Raw genomic sequence first — 14,269 nt, forward strand, 5'->3', positions numbered from 1 at the left:
CCTGAAGCCCCTTATCTGGCTCCCCCTGCGACATGATTAACACGAACCTCAAATTCTGGCGGCGCGAACTGGCCCTGACGCAGGCCCAGATGGCCGAAAAACTAGGCATCAAACGCTCCTTAGTGGGCGCTTACGAAGAAGGCCGCGCCGAGCCCAAGCTGGCGACCCTCGTGAATATGGCCCGACTGTTCGGCATTTCGCTTGACCAGCTGGTCACTACCGACTTTAGCAAGAAGAAAAACGCCAAGGCCGCTGTGCGCCAGCTGGAAGCAGCTGGCACAACCAGTGACCCCAACCCTACCCGCCCTGGCGGCAACCTGCGCATTCTGGCTCTTACAGTAGACAAAGAGCAGAATGAGAATATTGAGTTGGTACCACAGAAAGCAGCCGCCGGCTACCTCAATGGCTATGCTGATCCGGAGTACTTGGAAGAGCTGCCTAAGTTCCGTCTGCCCATGCTGGGTAGCACTGGCACCTACCGCGCCTTCGAAATTGCCGGTGACTCTATGCTGCCCATTGCCAGCGGAACCGTCATTGTGGGTCGCTATGTCGATGACTGGCTGAGCATTAAGGATGGTACGCCCTGCATCGTGGTCAGCAGCAAGGAGGGCATCGTATTCAAGCGGGTTTTCAACCGTCTGAAAGAAGGCGCCATGCTGGCTCTGCACTCCGACAACCCAGTGTACTCGCCTTACGAAATCGACGTGGAGGACGTGGTAGAAATCTGGGAGGCGAAAGCTTACATTAGCAGCACTTTCCCTATTGCCGACCTGTCACTGAACCGCTTGGCCAGCATCGTGCTGGACCTGCAGCAGCAGGTAAGCACCATGAAAAAGGTATAGCACACGCCAGCTACCACAGCTGTTTCATTGCAAAAGCCCATCCAGCACCGTGCGGATGGGCTTTTGCTTTTTACAAGCACTAGATGGTGAAACCGCGCGCCCGTTCAACAGCAGTCAGGGTGAGCAACAGAGTGAACAGTATGCTGCAGCTAACTTCCGGCTGCGTTAGCGCGTAAGGGCAGTACAATCACTCAACCTCGCCACACTATGCTCAAGGTTATCCCTGCCACCGACCGCCACCACGCTGCTCCGGTGCAATGGCTCAGCAGCTACTTCCTGTTCAGTTTCGCCGACTATTACGATCCGCAGAATGTGCAGTTCGGCCCCCTGCGCGTCTTCAACGATGATACCATTCAGGGCGAATCAGGCTTTCCACAACATCCACACTCCGAAATGGAGATTGTGACGCTGGTGCTGGAAGGTGAGCTATGCCACGCTGACACCATGGGCAACAAGGCCACTATTAAGAAAGGTGAGGTGCAACGCATGACTGCCGGCACCGGGCTAGCCCACTCCGAGCACAATGCCGAAGAAAAGCCGGCCCACATCTACCAGCTGTGGTTTATGCCCAATCAGCGCGGCCTAGCCCCCAGCTACGAACAGAAGGACGTAGACTTTCTGGATAGCAAAAACGAGTTGGTGCCACTGGTTTCGGGACAGAAAGTGCTGGAGGATGTAGTGTTCATGAATTCCAACACCACGGTGTACTGGTGCAATCTGCGCGAGGAAAAGACGGTGACATTCAAGACCTTTCCAATCCGAAATACCTTCATCTATGTGAAGGAAGGAACGCTCTACGTCAACGGTGTAGATGTTGGGCCCAACGACCAGGTTCGTTCCACCAATGAACACGTACTGGAGATTCGCGCCAGCAAGGATGCTCAGTTCATCCTGATTGATTTGCCGGGCAGCGAAGCCAACTATTAAACGAAAAGGCCGGCTTGCACCGGCCTTTTTCGTTTTCAATTTCTGATCAGAACTCATTCCAGCTCTACTTGGCTGGGTTAGCCTTAACCGGTTTGAGTACGGTTCTGAAAGCCAGTAGCGCCGCCGGATGGTAGATGGTTCCGTGCGTTTCTTCAGGCAACGGCTTGTAATACCACATTATGGATCGGTTTGCAGCTGTTTCTAGCCTTTTTGCCAACAGCGCCGTGGACGTTGCAAGCTGAGGTTCGTTGCTGGAGGCGAGGTACAGCGTTTTGGGCTTGCCAGCATATGCCGCCAACACCGTGGGGGACTGTTTCAGCAGTTGCTCATTGTTCCACCACAGGCTCGGGTCGAAGGCTAGATAAGTGTCAAACAGGGTAGGCTCCAGCAGCAAGGTTTCTACTACAAACAGGCCCGCCAATGACTCGCCTACCACGGCTGTTTCCGAAGTAGTACGGTAGCGCCGCTTTATTTCGGGCATCAGCTCGGTACGGATAAACTGCCGAAATGCGGCCGAACCACCCACACGGGGCGCTATCTTTTTGTCTTCGGGGTTGGTAGTAGGGCCGGTCATGTCGCGGCGGCGCTCCGTGTTTTCGATGCCGACCAGCAGAAACGGACGCACGGTTTCGTTACCAACTCCTACCTGCAACAGTCCGGCCACGTGCAGAAAATCCTCCTGCATCCCGCCATCGGGCATATACAACACCGGCAGGGGCATATCTGCTGACTGGCCGTAGGCCTGCGACCGGTACACATTAATCCGCCGGGTTTCGCCCAACACCTTGGACTCCAAGGTGAACGTCTGGCCGATACTGAGCGGGGCCGCGGTTTGGGTCTGGGCCGTGGCCGGGGTGGCAAAAGCTACTAGGAGAAGCAGTAAGAAACTGCAGAAAACATGTTTGGTACTCATACTTGTAGCTGTTATAGTTCTGCTATTCGAATTTCATTACTGGAGGTAAGCATGAATTCGCATAGCTGCTTGAAAATGAGAGCCGCTTCCGTAGCGGAGAAAAGATTGTCGCAGAAGTAGAATCCATTGGCTTCTATTCCTATAAATACCGGAGGCCAAGCTACCGGAGGTGAAACAGAAGTTTCTTCCGTAGCGAACAAGGCAAGACTTAATTGCGAGGCATCATGTTGCATCACACGAAAGCGGCGCTGCACGAACTGCAGCGCCGCTTCAGGGTCAAAATTCTGACCGCTAAGCCGAAGCTCTTTACCCATAGCTACATCGTGTAATTACGGCCTTTGTTCTGCTGCTTAAGGTACGCCATCAGGGGCTGGAAGTACTCGACCATGGCGCGGGCCGAGAGGTCTTCGCCGGTTTTTTCCTTCAGCACCACGCGCCAGTCTTTGCTGGCTCCGGGCCGCATAATATCGGCCAGGAACGTGCCTACTTCTTTGCTGCCGTAGTAGTTGGTGGCGTGCGGGTCCTGCTTAAGGATGTTTTTGGCAATATGGTCGTGGAGCTGGAACAGGATGACGTAGCTCAGGGCGTAGTCGTAATACTGAGCAGGGTCGTCGTTGATGTGGGTTTTGGTGGCCGGGTCGAGGTAGTTTTCGCCGCGCGTGGTGGGCGGCACAATGCCTTGATACTGCTTGGCCAACGCCCACCAGCGGGCGTTGAGCTGGTCGGCGGGCAGCTTATCGGCGTAGAAGCTGCTCTCCCACTCGCTCATCACGCCCGAGGCAAACGGAATGAACACGGCGTAGTTCAAGGCTTCCTTAAGCAGCGTCTGGGTCTGGTCGGTTTTGGCTTTGGCATCTACCAGCCCCAGGCCCGCCAGAAACGGCTTCTGGGTGGCGGCCAGGCCCATGAGGCTGCCCATAGCTTCGTGGTAGGCGCGGTTGGCACCCTGGCGCAGCAGCGGCGGCACATCGGGGTTAGCGTAGGTGAGGTAGTAGTAGATGTGGCCCAGCTCGTGGTGGGTAGTTTCGTACCACTCCGTGTTGCCTTCCACGCTCATCAGGCTGCGCACGTCCTGGTTCAGGTCCATGTGCCAGGCCGAGGCGTGGTTATTCTTCTTGTAAGCCGCGTCTTTGGGCAGCGGGTAAAGGCTCGACTTCTCGTAGAACACCGGCGGCAGCGCCGGGAAGCCCAGGCTCTGGTAGAAACGCTCGGCCTGCTTCACCTGCCACTCCGCGCCTTTCTTGGCCAGTATCGGGTCGAGGTTGAGGCCTTTCACATCCACCATAGCACTCCAGTCTTGCCCCCAGCGGTTGGGCAGCCACGAAGCGGGCAGGTAGTCGGGCACCTGTTTCTGACCGTACTTTTTGGCCAGCTCATAGCGGGCATAGGTGTGCAGCTCGCGGTACAAAGGGCGCAGCTCGTCATTGATTTTGCGTACCAGCGTCAGCATTTCCTCGCGGCTCATGCCATAGTCGGAGGCCTGATACGAGAAGTAGTCGGGGTAGCCGAGGGCCTGCACGGTCTGGTTGCGCAGGTCGCGCAGGTTCAGCAGACCGTCCTTCAGGGTGGGACCGATGGCCTTGCTGGCTTCCCAGACCTGCTGGCGCTTGGCGGGGTTCTTTTCCTTGCGCAGTAGCTCGTCCAGGTCGTTGGTCGTGACGGATTTGCCGGCGTACTTGTAGTCGAAGCCGTAGAGCTTTTCGGTTTGCGCGGCTTCGGCCTTGATGCGCCGCCGCACCACATCAGCAATAGTCTGGGGCGAATTGGCAGCGTTGTAGAGGGCTGTTTGTAGCTGCTTCACCTGCAACTCCGTGAGTTGGTCTTTGTGGTCGAGCAGTTCACGCAACTCCTTGATATTTTCGGCGCTGCCCGTGAAGGCTGCCATCCGCTCGTTGGCGCGGGCCGTGGCACCGGCGTTGCTGGTGTCGCCGGGCACAATGCGCGTGTTGGAGCGCCATTCCGCTTCCGCCGACTGCGTGTAGAGTCGTTGCGCTTCGGCGGTATACGTCTTCAGAAATGCCTCCGCCCGCTCCGGCCACGACGGTACGGCCGGCTGCGTGGCCGCCTCGGGCGTGGTGGATGCTGGCGCAGTGGTAGCCGAGGGCGTATTGGCTGTAGGAGCGCAGGCGGCCAGCACAGCAGCCGTAAGTACGGGCAGGAAGGTCTTTTTCATGGGAGCAAGAGCCGATTGGTTTTCGCTAAGGTACATACCTCACCGAATTGCTAGTTCTACACCGAATAGTGGTGTTACGCGGCCGCCCGCTCCTGTAAGTGGCAGTCCTTATACTTCTTGCCGCTACCGCAGGGGCATGGGTCGTTGCGGCCGAACTTGCGCCGGCTCCGCAGCGTCTTGAGCCACTCGCGCGGATCGGTAGCCCAGCGCAGAAAGCGGCTTTTAGGGTTCTGCCGGAAAGCCAGCAGCAGCAAGCCATATAGCTCCGGATGGTGCTGCTGCAGCTTCTCCGGCTTCTCGAAAAAGTACTCCGTCACGACGGCAAAGAACTCGGCTTCGTTGGTACCGGCGTAGTCGTTGATTTCCGAGTTTCCGGCCCGGATGGCCGCAATTTCACGCGCCATCACCGCCTCCCACTCCGGGCGCAGGGCCGCTGGAAACACCGTGGCGGGTACTCCGTCAATCACGCCGTCGGCCTCATCCAGCAAGTGGGCAAACTCATGAATACCCACATTCTGCTTGTCCAATGAATCCTGAAAGCCGCGCTCCAGTGAGGCTTTCGACAGGTGCATGTAGTGCGAAGTCTGAAAATTGCGCACCGAGCCCAGCAGCGTGCCGGCCAGCGGTGCCACTTCCTTATTGGGGTCCTGCTGCTCTCTCCAGGCATCGGGCACCACCAGCACCTCGCTTAGGTTGCCATACTCCCAATCAGGGAAGCCGAATACCGGAATAACGGCCGAAGCCGCCACCAGCACCCGCGTAGTATCATCGATGTCGGTTTGGATGCCAGTGATGCGGGTTTGGGCCAGGAATACCTGCAGACGCTTTTCAAAGCGGGCTTTGTCGGTCGGTGTAAGGGACAGGTAAAAGGCTACCCGCTCTGCCAGGATTTGCCGCCATTCGACCGGAAACTCCTCGGCCAGCGCCGCCGTTCGGCGGCGCGAATCGGCCGTGATGTAGCGGTAGAAAATGAAGAGTAATACCGCGACTATAGCGGCAAAAATAAGATAAGGCATGCGCCGGTAAACGGCCGCAATACGGTTTGGTTGTAGAATAAGGCACTATTTTGCCCCAGTTCAGGCACTACAGCTGCGGCAGATGCTCCCGTAGCCGCTCGCGCAGCAGGTCCTGCAGAATGTGGTCCATGAACTGAAACTTATCCGGAATGCGTAGCGTGACGACTGGCTTGCCAGCTACTGCCTCCGGAAACTTCTGCCGCAGAATATCCGCATGTTTGCGCTCCATCACAAACACCACATCGGCCCAGCCCAGGTGCCCCGCCGTGACCCGCACTCTGGCCCCCGGCTCCGTGCCGGCCGAGCGCGCCTGATAGGTAGCATGACCCTCAAACAGCCGCTCGGCCGTGAGGCTACGCCAGCGGTTCTGGCTACAGATGAAGAGAAGCTGCTGGGCCAATGACCGAGTTTGCTGTTCTATTGAACTATGGACACGCGTACTTTTTTGCCTTTCACCTTGGCACCCAGCAGGCGCTGTACCACGTCCTGCACCTGGCCGCGCGGCACGGCTACATAGCTGTAGTAATCGAATACCTCGATGTGGCCGACCTGCTCCCGGGCCACGCCGCCCACGTTCACGAAGGCGCCTACCAAGTCATGGGCACTGACTTTGTCCTTCTTTCCGGCCGTTACGTGTACCGTCACGTTTTCGGGCTTGGGCGCTTTGGGAGCAGCCGGCGGCAACTTGGGCGCTATCATCTGGCTCCACTTGATGCTCTCGGCAACGGGCCACTTTTTTACGTGGTCCTGCTCTTTGGGCGTGGCCAGGATGTGGGCTGTGCCGACCGCGCCAGCGCGGGCCGTACGGCCGGCCCGGTGCTGGAAACCGTCGGCTTTGTCAGGCGCGTCATATTGCACCACAGTGTCGAGCAGGGTCACGTCGAGGCCGCGGGCGGCTACATCAGTGGCTACCAGCACCTGGCTGGACCCGTTACGCAGCTTCAGCAAAGCCTTGTCGCGCTCCGGCTGGGGCATTTTGCCGTGCAGTACTTCGGCGGCTACTTCGCGGCCCTGTAGGAAGCGGGCCAGTTCCATGCACCGCTCCCGCGTATTGCAGAAGATGAGGGCGCGGCCGGTTTCGGGCTGGCGCAGGATGTGCAGCAGCGCCGCCGGCTTCAACTCAATCGGGCCGACGTGGCCAAGCAGCGTGAGGTTTTCGGGCAGCCGGTCGTCGTCCTCGCCCAGGTTGATGACGCGGGGCCGCGTGAGGTTCTTGCGGATCAGTTCCAGCACCTTGTCCGACATCGTAGCCGAGAACAGCAAGGTCTGGCGGCGGCGCGGCAGGCGCTTCACTATCTCCACCAGCTCATCTTGAAAACCCAGCTCCAGAAGCTTGTCAGCTTCATCGAGCACCAGGCTCTTGAGCTGATTCGGGATGATGGTGCGGCGCTCTAAATGGTCGAGGAAGCGGCCGGGCGTGGCTACCACAATGTGCGGCGCCTGCGTGAGCGAAGCTTTTTCTTCGCCGAAAGCGTGGCCACCATAGAAGGCAGCCACCCGCAGGTTGGGCAGGAACTTGCCCATCTTCTTGAGGGCGTCGCGCACCTGCAGGGCCAGTTCGCGGGCGGGCACCAGCACCAGCATCTGCACGGCATCGTTCTTCACGTCTACCTGCTGCAGCAGGCCCAAGCCGTAGGCGGCGGTTTTGCCGGAGCCGGTGGGCGCCTGGCCCGCTACGTCCTGCCCATCGAGCGTGAGGGGGAGCACCTGCTCCTGCACGGGCGTAGGCTGAACGAATTGCAGCTCCTCGAGGGCTTGCAGAAGATAAGGCGCGAGGCCGAGGTCGGCGAAGGAAGACATAAACTTGGAATTAGTCTGCAAAGGTACGCGGTTGTGCCTCACGCTTTAGACAATGCACTAAAAGAGCGCCACACTACTTGAACAAGTCTTACAAATACCTGTCATCCTGAGCAGCGCGAAGGACCTTCTCACGTTGAACAGAATAGTTCTAGCGTGAGAAGGTCCTTCGCGCTGCTCAGGATGACAGGTATTTATATAGCTTACTCCTGGGTTTCCGGGGCCGGAGTGCGGCGGCTGCCACGGTACAGCTCGTATTTCAGCAGGCGGCAATCAATCGGGCCGTTATATAACGGAATGCGGCGGGAGGTTTTCAGGCCCACGCGCTTGGCCGCTTCCAGATTGCCGGTGAAGATGAAGGCGTCGTAGCCCTGAAAGTTGGTTTTGAGCGTGTCGCCGATGGTTTTGTAGAGGGCGTCCATTTCGGCTTCTTCACCGATACGCTCGCCGTAAGGCGGGTTCATGATGACGATGCCCGGCTCGCCTTTGGGGGCGGTGGCGTCTTTCACATCGCGCACGGCAAAGCGGATAAAGTCTTCGAGGCCAGCGGCCTCCACGTTTTCGCGAGCCAACTCAATGAACTCCGGCGACAGGTCGGAGCCGTAGAGCAGGGCCTGGGGCTCGTCGAGGCGGGCCTGCTCGGCATCAAGACGCACCGTTTCCCAGAGCGCCTTATCGAAATCGGGCCAGTTCTCGAACCCGAACTTGCCCTGGTGGTACAGGCCCGGCGCAATGCGCTGGGCAATGAGGGCCGCTTCGGTGAGCAGCGTGCCGGACCCGCACATGGGGTCTACCACCGTTTTTTTGCCGTCCCAGTCGGCGAGCAGCAGGATGCCGGCGGCCAGCGCCTCATTGAGCGGGGCCACGTTGGTTTGCTGGCGGTAGCCGCGCTTGTGCAACGACTCGCCCGAGGAATCGAGGCTGAGCACCACTTCGTTTTCGAGCATGTGCAGGTGCAGCCGGATATCGGGGTTTTTCACGTCGACGCTGGGGCGCTGACCGGTCCGCTCCCGAAACTGGTCCACGATGGCGTCTTTGGCGAGCTGCGCTACGAACAGCGAGTGCTCGAAGGTGGAATTATTAACGACCGAAGTAATGGCAAACGTCTGATCGGGCTGGATGTAGTCCTGCCAGTTGATGCGGCCTACTTCGCGGTAGAGCGCCTTTTCGTTGGGAGCGTAGAAGCCGGCGAAGGGCCGCAGAATGCGCACGGCGGTGCGGCACCACAGGTTGGCCTCGTAGCACAGCTGCATGTCGCCGACAAACTCCACGGCCCGCTGGCCTATCTTCTCGATTTCGGCCCCCAACTGGTACAGCTCTTCGGCCAGAATTTCTTCGAGCCCGAACTGGGTGGTGGCAGTCATGTAGAACGGAGCGGAGCGGCGGGCCTGGGCCATAAGCGGGGTGGTGCGTGAAGGTTGAAGGTGCAAAGGTCGGGAAAGTAATGGGCTTCGGCCGCACCGGCTCTATCTTTACCCGTAGCTAGCCCCACGGCTGGGCAGACTGGCAGACTCTAATTATTTTATGAAACAACTGTTACGCCGAATCCGGCTGATTGCGCCCTTTGCGCTGGAATTCCCGGTTGCTACAGACGAGTTTGTGCAGCGGCTGCAACCGCACGTGGCGCCGCCGCACCTGAATCCGTTTGGCCGGCTAGGCAGCATCTTCTCTCCTTTCGTTGCTCCCTACAGCGGTGTCGTGCGGCCCGACCTCATCCGGCTGAAGCCCCGCCCCGATGGCAACCAGTTCTATCTACCCCATTTCGAAGGATTAGCTCTGCCAACCCAGGCAGGAACCCGGCTAGAAGGCGAGTTGAACGGAGCCTCTGGTAGATTCCTGTTTTTCGCCTTCTTCTATGTTGTGGCCCTGCTGTTTTTTCTCGTAACGTTCATCACTCAAGACCAGCGCTTGCCCCTGGTCGGTGGGCTGATTTTGCTGGCTGCGGTTCTGTTATCAGGCTCTTTCTTCGTTGGCTGGCCTTACATCATGGCCCGCCGACGCATGCAGCGAGCCGCGTTTGAGCTGGAGCGAGACTTGTTTTATTTCATACAAAAGCCCCCCACCGAGGTACGCTGAGTCGTTCGCCAAACTTATCCCCACCCCGCTCACATGGCCCGCCACTCCTTTCTCTTCGACCCCAACAAAAACTCGCTGTTTTACCTGGCGCTGTTCGTAGCGCTGGCCCTGCTTGGACACACATCTTACAAGGCCCTCAACGGCGACTATTCCATCATTGGCAGCGTGGCCTCGTTTCTGGGGCTGTTTGTGGCGTTTCAGAGCTGGAAGGCGGCTGATGAGGCCTCGCGCAACTCCGACCAGGCCATGCAGCAGATGCACACGCTGGCCGCCGAAACCCGGGAACTGGCCGCCGAAACCCGCCAGCTGGTGGAAAGCTCCAACGCCGTGGAGCAGCAGATCAAGAGTGCCGTCGTGACTATCAGTGACGCCACGCGGGAGCTGTACAAAGGGTTTCAGCCGATTATGGTGCGCATGGCGGAGTTTCTGGAAGAGTCGGCCGGCAGCGAGTACCTGGCCATCATGACCGACTCGGCCGCCATCGGCACCTTCTACGCCCGCCACCACCGCCCCGAGCTCAACCAGCGCGAAATGCGCGCCCTCACCGACCGCATCCACGACCAACTGCTGGACCGCGCCCGCGACGCCCGCGAGTTCTACCTGGCCACCCTCGCCGCCGACGAAACGCCCGACTCTCTGCCGCCCACCGCCGATCAGCACGGCCGCCTGCACCACTTCGTGCAGGGCGTGTGGCAGCAGTTTCATCCCGAGGCTGACGATATTGCCCCGGAATACTGGCAGGAGCACCGCGACCAGCACCAGGCCACGCTGCGCCAGCTCGAAGACGCCTTCCAGACGCTCTCGGAGCATCCTGAGCAGCGCGCAGCTGGCCTGGGCATCCATCAACTGGTGCCCGTGCTTCCCCTGCAGCTGCTGATCCGCTTCGATGCCGAGGCTAAGGAGCCGTTCCGGGCGCTGGTGGTGTTTCTGGGCCAGTACAACCTGGATCGGGTGGCCGAGGCCCGGGCCCTGCAAACCACCGACCCCGAGCTGGTGCGCACCTTCATCAGCATGTTTGAGAGCCTCACCAGCCTCGATGACCACCCCGGCTACCAGCAGCTACGCCGGCAGTTTCCGCTGTAAGCCGGAAATTCCGTTTGTTTGCGGCTGCAGTTTCAATCCGGCGCGCCCCGGCCGGCCGTATGCCTGGCTATCCTTATTTCCTCGATGTATGCAGCGTTACGTTTCTGAGGTGCTGGGCACTTTTGCCATTGTATTCTGTGGCACCGGCGCTATTATCATCAATCAGGAGACTCAGGGAGCCATTACGCATGTGGGCGTGGCCATGACGTTCGGACTCATCGTGAGTGCCATGATTTACGCGCTGGGCAGTGTATCGGGGGCGCATTTCAACCCGGCTGTGACCATTGCTTTTACCGTGGCGGGCAAGTTCCCGGCCAGGCAGATTCTGCCTTACATTGTCAGCCAGCTACTTGGCGCCGTGCTGGCCAGTGCCGCGCTGCGCTATCTGTTTCCGGCCAACGAGCTGCTGGGGGCCACTTTGCCGGCCGGTACTGGGGCCCAATCGTTTATCCTGGAGTTTATCCTGACTTACTTCCTGATGCTCGTGATTCTGAACGTGGCTTGCGGCTCCAAGGAGCAGGGCATGTTTGCGGGGCTGGCCATCGGGGCGGTGGTGCTGCTGGAAGCCATGTTTGCCGGCCCCATCTGCGGGGCTTCCATGAACCCGGCCCGCTCGTTTTCGCCGGCCGTGGTGTCGGGGCATCTGGAGCACCTGTGGCTATACTTGGTGGCGCCCACTATTGGGGCAGTGGCCGCCGTTTTCACCTGGAAGTTTCTGACCAAGCCCCAGGCAGTGGTGACGGCCACCGTGCCCGCCGAGTGCGAGGAGCCCGCCTAGTCCCGCACGCCGCGCTGCGTCCAACTGCGCATTACCCGTTATCTTTAAGGCTTTCCGTTCCCCCTCATTCCGCCTTGCATGGCTGTTCCGACTACCTCCTCTCCCACTGTTTCCAAGCTCGACACGGCCCACAATTATGCGCTGCCCATGGCGGCCATGACCTCGCTGTTCTTTCTGTTTGGGGCCGTCACCAACTTCAATGGGGTGCTAATGCCCTACCTGAAGGACGTGTGCCAGCTCACGGATCTGCAGTCGTCGCTGGTGCCGTTTGCCTTCTTCATTGCCTATTTCCTGATGTCGCTGCCGGCTGGCTACGTGCTGAAACGCCTGGGCTACCAGCGCGGCATTGTGGTCGGGCTGCTGGTGATGGCAGCCGGCGCGCTGCTGTTTGTGCCGGCCGCTAACACCCGTGAATTCAGCTTGTTTCTGGCGGGCCTGGGCTTGCTGGGCGCGGGCATCACGCTGCTGCAGGTGGCCGCCAACCCCTACGTATCAGTGCTGGGACCCGCCAAAAGCGCGGCTAGCCGCGTGAGCGTGGTGGGCGTGGCCAACAACCTGGGCGGCACCCTCTCGCCGCTGGTGGGCGGCCTGATTTTGTTTGGCAGCACGGCCATGCTGAAAGAGCGGCTCGCCACTATGCCCGTTTCGCAGCGGCTGCTGGAAGAAGCAGCCCTCGTGAAAACCCCTTACCTGTGGCTGGCCGCCTTTCTGGCGGTGCTGGCCGGCGTGTTCTACCTGCTCCGTCTGCCCGATCTGGAAAGCATTCCGGCCGATGAAGAAGTATCGGCCACCGATACCTCGTTGCTGCAAGGCCGCACCTCGGCGCTGCACTTTCGCCACTTGGTACTGGGCGTAGTAGCCATTTTCGTGTACGTGGGCGTGGAAGTCGGCCTGGGTGACTTTCTGATTCGCTACGGCGAGGCCCAGAACATCAGCCAGCTCAGCGGCTTTACGCAGGCCTTGGTACGGGGACTAAACGCGGCAACCAACTTCGGGCTGGTGCTTATTGGCCAGTCGCCGCTGCCCGTTGATACCACGTCGGGCTTCACCAAATCGGTGGGCGCGGTGCTGGTGGCTTCCTACTGGTTTGGCTCCATGATTGGGCGCATTATCGGCATTCCGCTGCTGCGCCGCTACCCCGACCGGCCCATGCTGGTAGCGGTGTGCGCGGCGGGCGGGCTGGCTGTGCTAGCCTCGCTGGTGCTGCGCGGCGAAACGGCGCTGTGGCTGGTGGTGTTCTGCGGCCTCTGCAACTCCATTATGTGGCCCGTTATTTTTCCGCTGGCCATCAAAGGCCTCGGCCCCTTCACCAAGCAGGGCTCTTCCTACCTGATTATGGCCATTGTGGGCGGCGCCGTGATACCGCTACTCATGGGCTGGATTGCTACCAATGGCGGGGGGCTGCGCGTGGCGTTTGTGCTGCCGGTGCTCTGCTACGCCTACCTGCTCTACTACGCCGTGAGCGGCTACCGCGTGCGGTAAGCCTTCATTTCTCTCCGACTTCCCACGCCGCCCCGGCCTGCCCTTGCTGGCAGCGCCGGGGTGGTGTGTTTTACAGAGCCGCGGGCAGCTTACCTTTGCCGGGCAACTTTCTTACCGCTCCTGCTATGGCTTCGGCTCCCGTTCTCGAACACGACGTTTCACTTCGCCCCTACAACACTTTCGGCCTGGAGGTGAAGGCCCGTCTGTTTGCCCGTTTCAGTTCTGTGGATGAGCTGCGGGCGCTGCTGGCATTGCCAGAAGTGCAACAAAGCGAGAAACTCGTGCTGGGCGGCGGCTCCAACCTGCTCTTCACCCAGGATTTTGGCGGCGTAGTGCTCAAGAATGAAATCCGGGGCCTCGAAATCATCAGCCAGGACGATGCTTCGGCGCTGGTGCGGGCCGGCGCCGGCGAGAGCTGGCACGGACTGGTGCAATATTCCCTCGACCAAGAGCTGAGCGGCATCGAGAACCTTTCGCTGATTCCGGGTACGGTGGGCGCGGCCCCGCTGCAGAACATCGGGGCGTATGGTTCGGAATTGAAGGACACGTTTGAGCAGCTCGAAGCACTGGAAACGGCCACCGGCGAGCTACGCACCTTTTCGGCGGCGGAGTGCGGCTTCGGCTACCGCGAGAGTGTGTTCAAGGGGCCGCTCAAAAACCAGTTCATCGTGACCGGGGTGCTGCTGCGCCTGCACCGCGAGGCGCGCACCAACGTGCGCTACGGCGACATCCAGACCACGCTGCAGGACATGGGCGTGGCCGGCGAGCCCACCCCGCGCGACGTGAGCGAGGCCGTGAGCAGCATCCGGCGCAGCAAGCTCCCCGACCCGGCCCAGATTGGAAACGCCGGCTCGTTTTTCAAGAACCCGGAAATCTCGCAGGCCCGCTTCGACGAGTTGAAAAGCCAGAACCCGGCCCTACCCGGCTACCCGGTGCCCGGCGGCGTGAAGGTGCCCGCCGCGTGGCTGATTGAGCAGTGCGGCTGGAAAGGCCTGCGCCGCGGCCCCCACGGCGTGCACGACCGGCAGGCGCTGGTGCTCGTCAACCACGGCGGCGCCCAGGGCCAGGACATCCGCGACCTGGCCTACGAAATCATTGCGTCAGTGCGCGAGAAGTTCGGCATCGAGCTGCATCCCGAGGTGAATATTATGTAGACCGCAGGGCGCATCTTCATCCAAATTT

The 14,269-nt window shown here is 60.0% G+C and carries 14 protein-coding genes; 7 read left to right on the top strand and 7 right to left on the bottom strand.

What is annotated here, in order from left to right; genetic code table 11:
* Positions 1–32: 32 nt before the first annotated feature.
* Positions 33–842: an XRE family transcriptional regulator gene (locus IC231_RS14000; RefSeq protein ID WP_185889655.1), complete on the top strand. Its 810-nt coding sequence runs from the start codon at positions 33–35 to the stop codon at positions 840–842.
* Positions 843–1,049: 207 nt separating this feature from the next.
* The gene (locus IC231_RS14005) at positions 1,050–1,769 is read left to right on the top strand and encodes a pirin family protein (protein ID WP_185889654.1); all 720 of its coding nucleotides are present in this window, start codon (positions 1,050–1,052) and stop codon (positions 1,767–1,769) included.
* A 64-nt stretch (positions 1,770–1,833) separates the two neighbouring features.
* Here IC231_RS14005 and IC231_RS14010 read toward each other — a convergent pair whose 3' ends face one another.
* The 7 genes from IC231_RS14010 to IC231_RS14040 all read right to left on the bottom strand — a co-directional run bounded on the left by IC231_RS14010 (position 1,834) and on the right by IC231_RS14040 (position 9,098).
* A complete protein-coding gene (locus IC231_RS14010; protein ID WP_185889653.1) occupies positions 1,834–2,682 on the bottom strand; it encodes an alpha/beta hydrolase in 849 nt (282 codons plus the stop codon).
* Positions 2,683–2,693: 11 nt separating this feature from the next.
* Entirely contained in the window at positions 2,694–2,996 is a 303-nt protein-coding gene (locus tag IC231_RS14015; protein WP_190785137.1) for a hypothetical protein, read from the bottom strand.
* Between the two features lie 2 nt (positions 2,997–2,998).
* The gene (locus IC231_RS14020) at positions 2,999–4,855 is read right to left on the bottom strand and encodes a M2 family metallopeptidase (RefSeq protein WP_190785138.1); all 1,857 of its coding nucleotides are present in this window, start codon (positions 4,853–4,855) and stop codon (positions 2,999–3,001) included.
* Between the two features lie 74 nt (positions 4,856–4,929).
* On the bottom strand, positions 4,930–5,871 hold the full coding sequence (locus IC231_RS14025) for a M90 family metallopeptidase (RefSeq protein ID WP_190785139.1): 942 nt from the start codon (positions 5,869–5,871) through the stop codon (positions 4,930–4,932).
* A gap of 67 nt (positions 5,872–5,938) precedes the next feature.
* Positions 5,939–6,271 carry a low molecular weight protein tyrosine phosphatase family protein gene (locus IC231_RS14030; RefSeq protein WP_190785140.1) on the bottom strand — a complete coding sequence of 111 codons (333 nt, stop codon included), beginning with the start codon at positions 6,269–6,271 and terminating at the stop codon, positions 5,939–5,941.
* 17 nt (positions 6,272–6,288) lie between these two features.
* Complete coding sequence (locus tag IC231_RS14035) at positions 6,289–7,671, bottom strand: DEAD/DEAH box helicase (RefSeq protein WP_190785141.1); 1,383 nt, start codon at positions 7,669–7,671, stop codon at positions 6,289–6,291.
* A gap of 200 nt (positions 7,672–7,871) precedes the next feature.
* A complete protein-coding gene (locus IC231_RS14040; protein WP_211539062.1) occupies positions 7,872–9,098 on the bottom strand; it encodes a THUMP domain-containing class I SAM-dependent RNA methyltransferase in 1,227 nt (408 codons plus the stop codon).
* A gap of 94 nt (positions 9,099–9,192) precedes the next feature.
* Here IC231_RS14040 and IC231_RS14045 point away from each other — a divergent pair, with 94 nt between their 5' ends.
* From IC231_RS14045 to murB, 5 genes are all read left to right on the top strand, one after another.
* Positions 9,193–9,744, top strand: coding sequence for a hypothetical protein (locus IC231_RS14045; protein ID WP_190785142.1), 552 nt, complete (start codon positions 9,193–9,195; stop codon positions 9,742–9,744).
* 33 nt (positions 9,745–9,777) lie between these two features.
* Positions 9,778–10,827, top strand: coding sequence for a hypothetical protein (locus IC231_RS14050; RefSeq protein ID WP_190785143.1), 1,050 nt, complete (start codon positions 9,778–9,780; stop codon positions 10,825–10,827).
* Between the two features lie 88 nt (positions 10,828–10,915).
* Positions 10,916–11,605, top strand: coding sequence for an aquaporin (locus IC231_RS14055; RefSeq protein WP_190785144.1), 690 nt, complete (start codon positions 10,916–10,918; stop codon positions 11,603–11,605).
* 78 nt (positions 11,606–11,683) lie between these two features.
* Positions 11,684–13,087: a sugar MFS transporter gene (locus tag IC231_RS14060; RefSeq protein WP_190785145.1), complete on the top strand. Its 1,404-nt coding sequence runs from the start codon at positions 11,684–11,686 to the stop codon at positions 13,085–13,087.
* A 125-nt stretch (positions 13,088–13,212) separates the two neighbouring features.
* Entirely contained in the window at positions 13,213–14,241 is a 1,029-nt protein-coding gene (gene murB, locus IC231_RS14065; RefSeq protein WP_190785146.1) for a UDP-N-acetylmuramate dehydrogenase, read from the top strand.
* Positions 14,242–14,269: the final 28 nt, after the last annotated feature.

The sequence above is a fragment of the Hymenobacter duratus genome (assembly GCF_014698995.1).
Lineage (GTDB): Bacteria > Bacteroidota > Bacteroidia > Cytophagales > Hymenobacteraceae > Hymenobacter > Hymenobacter duratus.

Coding starts and splice junctions, on each gene's coding strand:
- IC231_RS14000 (WP_185889655.1), top strand. CDS start 33: ATGATTAACACGAACCTCAAATTCTGGCGGCGCGAACTGGCCCTGACG.
- IC231_RS14005 (WP_185889654.1), top strand. CDS start 1,050: ATGCTCAAGGTTATCCCTGCCACCGACCGCCACCACGCTGCTCCGGTG.
- IC231_RS14010 (WP_185889653.1), bottom strand. CDS start 2,682: ATGAGTACCAAACATGTTTTCTGCAGTTTCTTACTGCTTCTCCTAGTA.
- IC231_RS14015 (WP_190785137.1), bottom strand. CDS start 2,996: ATGGGTAAAGAGCTTCGGCTTAGCGGTCAGAATTTTGACCCTGAAGCG.
- IC231_RS14020 (WP_190785138.1), bottom strand. CDS start 4,855: ATGAAAAAGACCTTCCTGCCCGTACTTACGGCTGCTGTGCTGGCCGCC.
- IC231_RS14025 (WP_190785139.1), bottom strand. CDS start 5,871: ATGCCTTATCTTATTTTTGCCGCTATAGTCGCGGTATTACTCTTCATT.
- IC231_RS14035 (WP_190785141.1), bottom strand. CDS start 7,671: ATGTCTTCCTTCGCCGACCTCGGCCTCGCGCCTTATCTTCTGCAAGCC.
- IC231_RS14045 (WP_190785142.1), top strand. CDS start 9,193: ATGAAACAACTGTTACGCCGAATCCGGCTGATTGCGCCCTTTGCGCTG.
- IC231_RS14050 (WP_190785143.1), top strand. CDS start 9,778: ATGGCCCGCCACTCCTTTCTCTTCGACCCCAACAAAAACTCGCTGTTT.
- IC231_RS14055 (WP_190785144.1), top strand. CDS start 10,916: ATGCAGCGTTACGTTTCTGAGGTGCTGGGCACTTTTGCCATTGTATTC.
- IC231_RS14060 (WP_190785145.1), top strand. CDS start 11,684: ATGGCTGTTCCGACTACCTCCTCTCCCACTGTTTCCAAGCTCGACACG.
- murB (WP_190785146.1), top strand. CDS start 13,213: ATGGCTTCGGCTCCCGTTCTCGAACACGACGTTTCACTTCGCCCCTAC.